At 68.7% G+C, this 10,997-nt stretch carries 8 protein-coding genes; 2 read left to right on the top strand and 6 right to left on the bottom strand.

Translation table 11 applies throughout. From position 1 onward, the window contains the following. A partial coding sequence (locus tag SZ55_RS27550; RefSeq protein WP_152644471.1) for a transposase occupies positions 1 to 231 on the top strand: 231 nt, incomplete at its 5' end. Between the two features lie 37 nt (positions 232 to 268). On the opposite strand, the gene yccS is transcribed toward SZ55_RS27550, so the two are convergent. Next, positions 269 to 2,443 carry a YccS family putative transporter gene (gene yccS / locus SZ55_RS17935; RefSeq protein ID WP_044409258.1) on the bottom strand — a complete coding sequence of 725 codons (2,175 nt, stop codon included), beginning with the start codon at positions 2,441 to 2,443 and terminating at the stop codon, positions 269 to 271. Between the two features lie 239 nt (positions 2,444 to 2,682). Between yccS and SZ55_RS17930 the strand changes: the two genes are divergently transcribed. Beyond that, a complete protein-coding gene (locus SZ55_RS17930) occupies positions 2,683 to 3,417 on the top strand; it encodes a substrate-binding periplasmic protein (protein ID WP_044409255.1) in 735 nt (244 codons plus the stop codon). 30 nt (positions 3,418 to 3,447) lie between these two features. Here SZ55_RS17930 and SZ55_RS17925 read toward each other — a convergent pair whose 3' ends face one another. From SZ55_RS17925 to betB, 5 genes are all read right to left on the bottom strand, one after another. Further along, a complete protein-coding gene (locus SZ55_RS17925) occupies positions 3,448 to 4,680 on the bottom strand; it encodes a GGDEF domain-containing response regulator (RefSeq protein WP_044409253.1) in 1,233 nt (410 codons plus the stop codon). Positions 4,681 to 4,755: 75 nt separating this feature from the next. Further along, positions 4,756 to 6,156, bottom strand: a complete 1,401-nt coding sequence (gene dbpA / locus SZ55_RS17920; RefSeq protein WP_301308360.1) for an ATP-dependent RNA helicase DbpA — start codon at positions 6,154 to 6,156, stop codon at positions 4,756 to 4,758. Positions 6,157 to 6,222: 66 nt separating this feature from the next. Continuing rightward, positions 6,223 to 7,635 carry a multidrug transporter subunit MdtD gene (gene mdtD / locus SZ55_RS17915; RefSeq protein ID WP_044409251.1) on the bottom strand — a complete coding sequence of 471 codons (1,413 nt, stop codon included), beginning with the start codon at positions 7,633 to 7,635 and terminating at the stop codon, positions 6,223 to 6,225. Positions 7,636 to 7,730: 95 nt separating this feature from the next. Beyond that, the gene (betA, locus tag SZ55_RS17910) at positions 7,731 to 9,416 is read right to left on the bottom strand and encodes a choline dehydrogenase (protein WP_044409248.1); all 1,686 of its coding nucleotides are present in this window, start codon (positions 9,414 to 9,416) and stop codon (positions 7,731 to 7,733) included. 101 nt (positions 9,417 to 9,517) lie between these two features. After that, positions 9,518 to 10,990, bottom strand: coding sequence for a betaine-aldehyde dehydrogenase (betB, locus tag SZ55_RS17905; RefSeq protein ID WP_044409245.1), 1,473 nt, complete (start codon positions 10,988 to 10,990; stop codon positions 9,518 to 9,520). Positions 10,991 to 10,997: the final 7 nt, after the last annotated feature.

Genomic DNA, 10,997 nt, shown 5'->3' with positions numbered 1-10,997 from the left:
CGACGGAAGCTGACCAAGCAGGGCGATCCGGAAATCCGCCGGCTGCTCTATACGGCAGCAATGGCAGCCAGCCGCACCGTCGCCTGGAAAGACTGCTACCAGGGTTACCTGCAACGCGGCCTGAAGAGAACCGAAGCGCTGGTCATCCTGGCGCGCAAGCTGGCTAGGATCGCCTTTGCCGTGATGAGAAGTCAGAAGCCATATCGACCTCGCGTCGCTACGGCGGATTGACATGGAATCTCCCACAGGTTCAGGGGAGTGCGCTCCGCTACTCCGCCTTCTCCCCACCCGCCAGATGCCCCGCCAAGGTCCGCAATGCGCCGAGCTGGCGGCAGATCAGGGCCAGTTCGGTCTGCACCAGGCGTACACGCTCGTCCATGTCGTCCGGCAGCTGCTCCAGCGTCTTGGCCAGGGCCTCTTCGCTGTCGCTGTGGATGGCCACCGGCTGGCGCTGGGCCATGGCGGCGGCGATGGCTTCCAGGGTCGCGGCGATGCGTTCGCCGGCATCGGCCAGGGTCGGCTCCAGCACCAGCGGCTCGGCACTGCGGTGGGCGCCCAGGGCGGAGAGGTAGCTGAGCAGGGTGTGGGACAGCACGAGGAAGCGGAAGCCCATGTCGGCATCCTTCCGGAAGTGCCCGGGCTCCATGAGCATGTTGGCCAGGGTGGTGGACAGCGCCGCGTCGGCGTTGTGGGCGTTGCGCCGGGCCAGGCGGTAGGCCAGGTCGTCGCGCTTGCCGCTGGCGTACTGCTGGAGGATCTGCCGCAGGTAGTGGGCGTTGTAGACCAGGGTGGTGGAGACCACCCGGTGCAGCCCGCGCCCCTGCCAGTCGGGGAGGATGAAGATCACCGCCAGGGCGGCGATCAGGCTGCCCAGCAGGGTGTCCACCAGGCGCGGCACGAACAGGCCGTAGCTGTCGCCGATCTGGTTGAAGCAGAACAGCACCATCAGGGTGATCGCCGCCGTCGCCAGGGTGTAGCGGGTGGCGCGGTTGGTGAAGAAGATCACCCCGGCCACCACGGCGAACATCGATTGCACCAGGGCGCTGGGGAACAGGTCGAATAGCGCCCAGCCCAGGGCCAGGCCGATCACCGTGCCGATGATCCGCTGCACCAGCTTGCGCCGGGTGGCGCCGAAGTTGGGCTGGCAGACGAACACCGTGGTCAGCAGGATCCAGTAGCCCTGGCTCGGGTGGATCAGGTGCAGCACGCCGTAGCCGGCGGACAGGGCGATGGCCATGCGCAGGGCATGGCGGAACACCACCGAGGTGGGGGTGAAGTTCTGCTTCAGGCGCTCCCAGACGTCCCTCAGCCCTTTGGGCGAGCGGTCCAGCAGGCTGCTGTCCTGGGCGTCGGCGAGGGCGTCGGGGTTGCTGGCGTCGGTCAGCAGCCGGTCCAGGGTGGAGAGGTTGCTGGCCAGGGCGTTGAGCGAGCGCAGCAGGCCGCGCCAGGCCGGGTTGCTCTGGATGCGCAGGTGCTCCAGGGAGCGGTGCAGGTCCTGCAGGGCCTGGGTGCCGTCGTGGTACTCGAACGGCTGGCGCATCTGGATGGCCTGGCCCAGGGCCTGGCAGGCGCCGCCCTGCTGGCGCAGCAGGCGCTGGCAGCGGAACAGCACATCGCTGTGGAAGAAGGCTTCGGCCAGCTGGTTGTAGGGGTAGTGGGAGGAACTGGCGCGCTCGTGGATGTCCTGGGCCAGGAAGTACAGCTTCAGGTAGCGGCTGACCTTGGGCCGCGGCCGGGCGTTGCCGACCCGGTGCAGGATGATTTCCTTGGCGGCGTTGAGCGCGCTCACCACCTTGCCGTTCTGCTGGGCCAGCTCCAGGCGCTTGGCCTCCACGTCCAGCTCGCGCAGGGGCTCGAACAGGCTGGACTTGAGCTTGAGGTACTGCCCCAGCTCGCGGTACAGCCGCGCCAGGCTCTGCTGCACCGGCTGGTGGGTGAACAGCGCCTGCCAGAGCACCGAGAGCAGGCCGTACCAGGCGGCGCCGCTCACCAGCAGTGCCGGCTCGCGCCAGAGGTCGTCGGCCACGCCGTTGCGCTGGTCGACGCCGATCATGCTGTAGATCGACAGGATCAGCGTCGCCGAGGCGATGGTGGCGTAGCGCTCGCCGAGGGCGCCGAGCATGGTCAGGCCGAAGCTGGCCAGGGCCAGGGCGGCGACGAACAGCCAGGGGTAGGGGAACAGCAGCTCCACCGACAGGGAGGCGATGCTGAAGCAGCCCAGGGTCACCAGCAGCGCCTGGATACGTCCTTGCCAGCTGTCGTCAGTTTCCGCCAGGGCGCTGGCGATGATGCCGAGGAACAGCGGGATGAGGGCGTCCATCCGGTCCAGGGACCAGCACAGCGCCATGCTGCCGGTCAGCGCGATGGAGACGCGCAGGCTGTAGCTGAACTTGTCCTGGGCCCAGAGGCGGCGCAGGGAGTGGCTGAACGAGGGTGCGGGCATGGCGGCCTTGTGAGCTGGCGATTCGGGACGGCTGCCGTACGGAGCGGCACGCCTGAGGTTACCGCTTGGATGTTTCCCGGGCGAGGCGGGTTACAGCGACATGCCGCGTTTGTGCAGCGGCTGGCGCCGGTGGGCATGCCGGGGGCAGGTGATTGGCCGGCGCACCTGCCCGCGTCGGTCTACCCTGAGAGGGCGGCTCAATGGCGTGCTGCCGTCCCTGCCAGGAAGTGGGACTTTCGATGACCAAGATCCTTCGCTTGCTGTTCCTGCTCTCGCTGCTGGGTGCGGCCGGCCTGCGCGCGGACCCGCTGCGGCTGGTCGGCGACGTCTGGCCGCCCTTCACCGATGCGCGCATGCCGGGCAATGGCGTGGCCGTGCAACTGGTGGAGACCGCGCTGCAACGTGCCGGCTACGCCACGGAGTACGTGGAGGTGCCCTGGGCCCGGGTGCTGCGGGGCTTGCAGACCGGTGACTACGACGTGGTGGTGAGCGCCTGGTACGAGGATGCCCGGGCCGTCTACGGCCTCTATTCCGAGCCCTACCTGGTCAACCGCATCCGCTTCGTGCAGCGACGCGGCAGCGGCCTTCGCTACACGAACCTGGACGACCTGCTGCCCTACAGCCTGGCGGTGGTGCGCGGCTACGCCTATTCGCCGGCCTTCGACCAGGACACCCGCCTGAAACGGGTGCCGGTGGTGGGCTTCGAGATGGGCGCGCGGATGGTGGCGGCGGGGCGGGTGAACCTGACCCTGGAGGACGAGCTGGTGGCCCGCTATCACTTCGGCCGCGAGCTCAAGGGCATCCGCGATGAGCTGGAGTTCCTGCCGCAGCCACTGTCGGAGAACAACCTGGCGATCCTCGTGCGGCGCAGCCTGCCCCAGCACCGCGAGGTGGTGGAGCGCTTCAACCGGGCCCTGCAAGGGATGCGCGAGGACGGCACCTACCAGCGCATTCTCGAAGGGCAGGGGCTCTGAGCGCCTGGTGCAGCAAGGGCGTGGAGGGGGTCAGAGCAGGGTGCGCCCGCGCCCCTGGCTCTTGGCTTCGTAGAGGCGCTGGTCGGCCTTTTGCAGCAGCGCTTCCAGCTCCTCCGGCTCGCCGTGGTAGACCCCGGCGCTGAAGGACAGCGGCGGTGCCTCGTTGGCATAGCGCAGCCGTGCGCAATTGCGTCGCAGCTGGTCCAGCGCGGCCTGCACGGTGGCCCCGTCGGCGTCGCTGAGCAGGGCGAACTCCTCGCCACCCAGGCGGCCCAGCACGGCATCGGGGAAGCTGTGGCGGAACACCTTGGCGAACATCACCAGGGCGGTGTCGCCGCTGGCGTGGCCGTAGTCGTCGTTGATGCGCTTGAAGAAGTCCAGGTCGATCATCGCCACGCTGATGGGCTGGCTGTTGCGCCGGGCCTGCTGCAGGCGTTCGGCGCACTGCTCGTAGAACGCGCGGCGGTTGAACAGCTCGGTGAGCGAGTCGTACAGCGCGGCCTGGCGCAGGGCCTTGAGCATGTCCCGGCGCTCCAGGCTGAACATCACCCGGCAGTTCAGCTCCTCGGTGCAGAAGGGCTTGCGCAGGAAGTCGTCGGCGCCGTGCTTGATGAACATGGCGCTGAGCGAGCCCTTGGTGTCGGCCGACAGGCCGAGGATGATCAGCTCGTTGCGGCGCATCTTCTGGCGCAGGGTCTTCACCAGTTCGAAGCCGCTGATGCCGGGCATGCCGTGGTCCACCAGCAGCAGGTCGATGTCGGTCTGCTCCTGGAGGATGCGCAGGGCTTCGTCGCCGTCGCAGGCCTCGATCACCTGGTACTGGTGCGGTGTCAGCACCCGGCGGACGAACTTGCGGGTGGCGTCGGAATCCTCGGCCACGAGGATCTTCACGCCACGGTTGCGCTCCAGGCGGTGCAGCAGGCGGAAGGCGTACTCGTAGGAGTGCTGGCTTTCCTTGAGCACGTAGTCCACCACGCCCTTGAGCAGCAGGCTGTCGCGGCGCTGCTCATCGTAGGAGCCGGTGAGGACGATGCAGGGCACGGCGTGGCGCAGCACCAGGTCGACCACCTCGCCATCCGGCGCGTCAGGCAGGTTGAGGTCGACGATGGCGCCGAAGAACAGCGCGGCCGAGGTTTCCAGCAGCACCTCGGCCTCGGCCATGCTGGCGCAGAACAGCGGCTGCAGGTCCGGCTCCTGGCGGAACAGGTGCTCCAGGATCTTCAGGACCAGCGGACTGTCTTCGATGACCAGAATGTTGCGCACTACTTGCTCCATTGCCTCGACGACGGGCACGTTGTCGCCAGCGCTGTGTTTCGATCGATCCGTTCCGGGGTGTCGCTAGAGGAGGCGCACCTTGAAGGCACGCCCCTTGATACGGCCTTCCGCAAGACGCTGGAGCGCCTGGCGGGCGATGCTCCTGTCCACGGCCACGAAGGCCTGGAAGTCGAAGATGGCTATCTTGCCCACCTGCGTACCGGGAATTCCAGCCTCGCCGGTGAGTGCCCCGAGGATGTCCCCGGGGCGAACCTTGTCCTTGCGCCCTCCACTGATACACAGCGTAGCCATAGGCGGCAGAAGCGGCTCGCGATTCTTCACCACCCGTTCATCCAGGCGCTGCCAGTTCAGCGGCGCCTGTTGCAGGGCCTCGATGGCCGAGGCGCGGCTGGCCTCGGCCGGGGCCACCAGGCTCAGGGCCAGGCCCTTTTCCCCGGCCCGGCCGCTGCGGCCGACGCGGTGGATGTGCACCTCGGCATCGCGGGACAGCTCGACGTTGATCACCGCTTCCAGCCCGGCGATGTCCAGGCCACGGGCGGCGACGTCGGTGGCCACCAGCACGCAGAGGCTGCGGTTGGCGAACAGGGTCAGCACCTGGTCGCGGTCGCGCTGCTCCATTTCGCCGTGCAGGCTCTGTGCCGAAATGCGCAGGGACTGCAGGTGTTCCACCAGTTCCTGGCACTGCTGGCGGGTCTGGCAGAAGGCGATGCAGGACTGCGGGCGCACGTGCATGAGCAGGTGGGCCACGGCCTCGAAGCGCTGGCGCGGGTCGATCTCGAAGAAGCGTTGCTCGATCTGCTGGTCGTCGTGCCGCGACTCCACCTCGACCCGCTGCGGATCACGCAGGAAGCGCGAGGCCAGGCGCCCGATGCCGTCGGGGTAGGTGGCGGAGAACAGCAGGGTCTGGCGCTTGGCCGGGGTCATGCTGACGACTTCCTCGATGGCCTCGATGAAGCCCATGTCGAGCATGCGGTCGGCCTCGTCCAGCACCAGGGTGCGCAGGCCGTCGAGCACCAGGCTGCCCCGGCGCAGGTGCTCCAGCACACGGCCCGGGGTGCCGACGACGATGTGCGCGCCGTGCTCCAAGGAGCCGATCTGCGGGCCCAGCGGCATGCCGCCGCACAGGGTGAGGATCTTGATGTTGTCGGCCGCGCGGGCCAGCCGGCGCAGTTCCTTGGCCACCTGGTCGGCCAGCTCGCGGGTGGGGCACAGCACCAGGGCCTGGCAGCCGAAGAAGCGCGGGTTGAGCCCTTCCAGCAGGCCGATGCCGAAGGCGGCGGTCTTGCCGCTGCCGGTCTTGGCCTGGGCGATGAGGTCGCGGCCCTGGAGGATCACGGGCAGGCCGAGGGCCTGGATGGGCGTGGTCTCCCGGTAGCCGAGGGCCTCGAGGTTGGCCTGCATGGCGGCGGACAGGGGAAGGCTGCTGAAGGGTAGGGTGCTCACGGAGGGGGCCTGGTGGGTCATCTGGGCGCGCAGTTTAGCAGGATGAAGAGTCATCACCGCCGGCCGATGGCGACCGGCGGCGGGGTTTCAGTGGCCGCCGTCGTCCACCGGGCGGACTGCGCGGCCACTGTCGGCGGGCAACTGCAGGAAGATCGCCGCCGCCATCAGGGTCAGCACGCCGACGCACAGGTAGGTGGCCTGGAAGGCCTCCAGCACGCTCTGGGCGTCGGGCTTGCCGAAGCCGCCGAGCAACGCGGCGGCCACGGCGACGCCGAGGCTCATGGACAGCTGCATCACCACCGAGAGCAGGCTGTTGCCGCTGCTGGCCTGCTGGTCGTCGAGGTCCAGCAGGGTCACGGTGTTCATGGCGGTGAACTGCATCGAGTTGACCGCGCCGAGGGCGGCGAGCTGGGCCAGCAGCACCGGGTAGGGCGTGCCGGCGTCCACCAGGGCCAGGCTGGCGATCAGGCCGCCGAGCAGGGCGGTGTTGCCCAGCAGCAGGCGGCGGTAGCCGAGGCGGTCCAGCAGTGGCTTGGCCAGGGGTTTGGCGAGCATGGCCGAGAGCGCCAGGGGGATCAGCGTCATGCCCGCCTGGGCCGGGCTGAAGCCCAGCGCCACCTGCAGCAGCAGCGGGGTGAGGAAGGGCAGGGCGCCGCTGCCCAGGCGCGAGAACAGGTTGCCGAGGATGCCGGCGGCGAAGGTGCGGGTGCGGAACAGCGAGGGCGGGAACAGCGGCCGCTCGATCTGCATGGCGTGCAGCCAGTAGGCCGCCAGGCAGGCGATGCCGGCGAACAGCAGGAGCATCACCCGTACGTGGGGCAGGTGCAGTTCGCCCAGGCCTTCCAGGGCGATGGTGATCAGCACCATCGCTGTGCCGAACAGCAGGAAGCCGCGCAGGTCCAGGCGCACCGGGCCGCTGCTGCGCAGGTCGGGCAGGAAGCGCCCGGCGGCGTAGGCGCCGAGCAGGCCCACCGGCAGGTTGATGAGGAAGATCCAGTGCCAGGTGGCGTATTCCACCAACCAGCCGCCGAGGGTCGGGCCGATCAGCGGGCCGAGCAGGCCGGGCAGGGTGACGAAGCTCATGATCCGCACCAGCTCGGTGCGCGGGTAGCTGCGCAGCACCATCAGCCGGCCCACGGGCATCATCAATGCGCCGCCCAGGCCTTGCACCACCCGCGCCACCACCAGTTGGCCGAGGGTGGTGGAGAGGGAGCAGAACAGCGACCCGAGGGTGAACAGCAGCACCGCCCCGAGGAACACCCGGCGGGTGCCGAAGCGGTCCGCCAGCCAGCCGGAGGCGGGGATCAGCAGGGCCACGGTGAGCATGTAGGCGATCACCACCGACTGCATGCGCAGCGGGTCCTCGGCGAGGTCGCGGGCCATGGTGGGCAGGGCGGTGTTGAGGATGGTGCCGTCCAGGGCCTGCATGAAGAAGGCGATGGCCACGAGCCAGGGCAGCAGGCGGGCGGTGCGGGGATCGAGGGGGTGGGAGCCGGGCATGGGAATCCTCAAGAGGATGACCCGGGGACTTTAGGCCTGTAGGAGAGGACTGTCATCCGTTGCCCGCCACGGCTGTGCCGTGGCGGGCGTCGGGGTCAGCTGGCCTTGCGCTGCGGTTCGGTGCGCACGGGGGCGTCGCCGGCCACGTAGTACGCGGCGGTGCTGCGCGGCAGCGGTTGGCGGCCGCGGATTTTGTCGGCGATCTTCTCGGCCATCATGATGGTGGTGGCGTTGAGGTTGCCGGTGATGATCTCCGGCATGATCGACGCGTCCACCACCCGCAGGCCTTCCATGCCGTGCACGCGGCCCTGGCCATCCACCACCGCCATGTCGTCGGTGCCCATCTTGCAGGAGCAGGAGGGGTGGAACGCGGTTTCGGCGTGGTTGCGGATGAATTCGTCCAGCTCGGCATCGGTCTGCTTGTCCGCGCCCGGGCTCAGCTCGCGCCCGCGATAGGGGTCGAGGGCCGGCTGGGCCATGATCTCGCGGGTGATGCGGATGCCGTCGCGGAACTCCTGCCAGTCCTGCTCGTGGGACATGTAGTTGAACAGGATGCTCGGGTGCTGGCGCGGGTCGCGGGACTTCACGTGGATGCGGCCGCGGCTCGGCGAGCGCATGGAACCCATGTGCGCCTGGAAGCCGTGCTCCTGCACGCCCTTGCTGCCGTTGTAGTTAATCGCCACCGGCAGGAAGTGGTACTGGATGTTGGGCCAGGCGAACTCGGGGCGGGTGCGGATGAAGCCACCGGCCTCGAACTGGTTGCTGGCGCCCAGGCCCTTGCCGAGGAACAGCCATTGGGCACCGATGGCCGGCTGGTTCCACCACTTGGTGGCCGGGTAGATGGAGACCGGCTCCTTGCAGGCGTACTGCAGGTACAGCTCGAGGTGGTCCTGCAGGTTGGCGCCGACGCCGGGCAGGTCATGCACCACCGGTATGTCGAGGCCGCGCAGCAGGTCGCTGGGGCCGACGCCGGAGCGTTGCAGCAGTTGCGGCGAGGCGATGGCGCCGCTGCAGACGATCACTTCACGGCGGGCGTGGGCGGTGATGCGCTGGTCGCTGTCGCCCTTGAGGTAGTCGACACCGATGGCGCGCTTGCCGCTGAACAGCACGCGGTCGGTCAGGGCGTGGGTGACGATGGTCAGGTTCGGGCGGTTGCGCGCCTGGTCCAGGTAGCCACGGCCGGTGGCGGCACGGCGGCCTTCCGGGGTGACGGTGCGGTCCATGGGGCCGAAGCCTTCCTGCTGGTAGCCGTTGAGGTCATCTGTACGCGGGTAGCCGGCCTGCACGCCGGCCTCGACCATGGCGTGGAACAGCGGGTTGTTGCCGTTCTTCGGCGTGGTGACGCTCACCGGGCCGTCGCCGCCGTGGTAGTCGTTGGGGCCGATGTCGCGGGTCTCGGCCTTGCGGAAGTAGGGCAGGCAGTCGAGGTAGGTCCAGTCTTCCAGGCCCGGGGCCTTGGCCCAGCTGTCGAAGTCCAGGGCGTTGCCGCGGATGTAGCACATGCCGTTGATCAGCGAGGAGCCGCCCAGGCCCTTGCCGCGCCCGCATTCCATGCGGCGGTTGTTCATGTACGGCTCGGGGTCGGTCTCGTAGGCCCAGTTGTAGCGGCGGCCCTGCAGCGGGTAGGCGAGGGCGGCGGGCATCTGGGTGCGGAAGTCGAAGCGGTAATCGGGGCCGCCGGCTTCCAGCAGCAGGACGCTGACGTCGGCGTCTTCGGTCAGGCGGGTGGCCAGTACGTTACCGGCCGAGCCGGCACCGACGATGATGTAGTCGAATTCCATGGGTCATCCTCCGGATGGGCTGCGGGCTACAAGCGCCGGGCCGCACCGTATGCGGCGCGCGGGCTTGCAGCCGAGTCGCTTGAGGCTTGCGGGGGCTGGGCTCAGAACACCGAGGCGTAGTCGCCGAGCTCCACCTGCACGGACTTGATGCGGGTGTAGTGGGCCAGGGTGGTGATGCCGTTCTCGCGGCCGACGCCGGATTGCTTGTAGCCACCCACCGGCATTTCGGCGGGGGACTCGCCCCAGGTGTTGATCCAGCAGATGCCGGCTTCCAGCTTGTGGATCACGCGGTGGGCGCGGGCCAGGTCGCGGGTGACGACGCCGGCGGCCAGGCCGTAGTCGGTGTCGTTGGCGCGGCGGATCACTTCGTCTTCGGTCTCGTAGGTGAGGATGCTCATCACCGGGCCGAAGATTTCCTCGCGGACGATGGTCATGTCGTCGGTGCAGTCGGCGAACACGGTGGCTGCCACATAGGCGCCCTTGGCGAACTCGCCTTCGGTGACGCGCTCACCGCCGATCACCAGGCGCGCGCCTTCCTTGCGGCCGGCCTCGATGTAGCCGAGCACGCTTTCCATGTGGGCGAAGCTGGTCAGCGGGCCGAAGTTGGTGCTGGCCTGCTCCGGGTTGCCCAGGCGGATGCGCTTGACGCGCTCGACCACCTTGGCTTCGAAGGCTGCAGCCAGGGACTTGGGCACGAACACGCGGGTGCCGTTGGTGCAGACCTGGCCGGAGCTGAAGAAGTTGGCCATGACGGCGATGTCGGCGGCGCGGTCGAGGTCGGCGTCGTCGAAGATGATCAGCGGCGACTTGCCGCCCAGTTCCATGGTCACTTCCTTCAGCGAGGAGCTGGAGGCGCTGGCCATGACCTTCTTGCCGGTGGAGGTACCGCCGGTGAAGGAGATCTTCTCGATCAGCGGGTGCTCGGTCAGCCACTGGCCGACTTCACGGCCGCTGCCGGTGAGCACGTTGAACACGCCGTCCGGCACGCCGGCTTCGGTGTAGATCTCGGCCAGCTTGAGGGCGGTCAGCGGGGTGACTTCACTGGGCTTGAAGATCATGGCGTTGCCGGCGGCCAGGGCCGGGGCGGATTTCCACATGGCGATCTGGATTGGGTAGTTCCAGGCGCCGATGCCGGCGACCACGCCGAGCGGCTCGCGGCGGGTGTAGACGAAGCTGGTCTCGCGCAGGGGGATCTGCTCGCCCTCCAGGGCGGGGATCAGGCCGGCGTAGTACTCGATCACGTCGGCGCCGGTGACGATGTCCACCGCCTGGGTCTCGGCCAGGGGCTTGCCGGTGTCGAGGGTTTCCAGCGCGGCCAGCTCATCGTTGCGCTCGCGGAGGATGTCCACGGCACGACGCAGGATGCGCGAACGCTGCATGGCGGTCATGGCGGCCCAGACCTTCTGGCCCTCGACGGCGCTGGCAACGGCGCGCTCGACGTCGTCCTTGCTGGCGCGCTGGACGTTGGCCAGGACTTCGCCATTGGCGGGGTTGATGGTCTCGAAGGTGGCGCCGCTGGTGGCTTCGACGTAGCGACCGCCGATGTAGAGCTTCTGTTCTTCGAATCGGGCCATGGGGATC

Origin of the sequence: Pseudomonas sp. FeS53a (assembly GCF_000931385.1) — a bacterium.
Taxonomy (GTDB): domain Bacteria; phylum Pseudomonadota; class Gammaproteobacteria; order Pseudomonadales; family Pseudomonadaceae; genus Metapseudomonas; species Metapseudomonas otitidis.
Note: the sequence above shows the minus strand (reverse complement) of the source record. Positions and strands in the feature narration are given on the sequence as shown.

Coding starts and splice junctions, on each gene's coding strand:
- betB (WP_044409245.1), bottom strand. CDS start 10,990: ATGGCCCGATTCGAAGAACAGAAGCTCTACATCGGCGGTCGCTACGTC.
- yccS (WP_044409258.1), bottom strand. CDS start 2,443: ATGCCCGCACCCTCGTTCAGCCACTCCCTGCGCCGCCTCTGGGCCCAG.
- dbpA (WP_301308360.1), bottom strand. CDS start 6,156: ATGACCCACCAGGCCCCCTCCGTGAGCACCCTACCCTTCAGCAGCCTT.
- SZ55_RS17930 (WP_044409255.1), top strand. CDS start 2,683: ATGACCAAGATCCTTCGCTTGCTGTTCCTGCTCTCGCTGCTGGGTGCG.
- betA (WP_044409248.1), bottom strand. CDS start 9,416: ATGGAATTCGACTACATCATCGTCGGTGCCGGCTCGGCCGGTAACGTA.
- mdtD (WP_044409251.1), bottom strand. CDS start 7,635: ATGCCCGGCTCCCACCCCCTCGATCCCCGCACCGCCCGCCTGCTGCCC.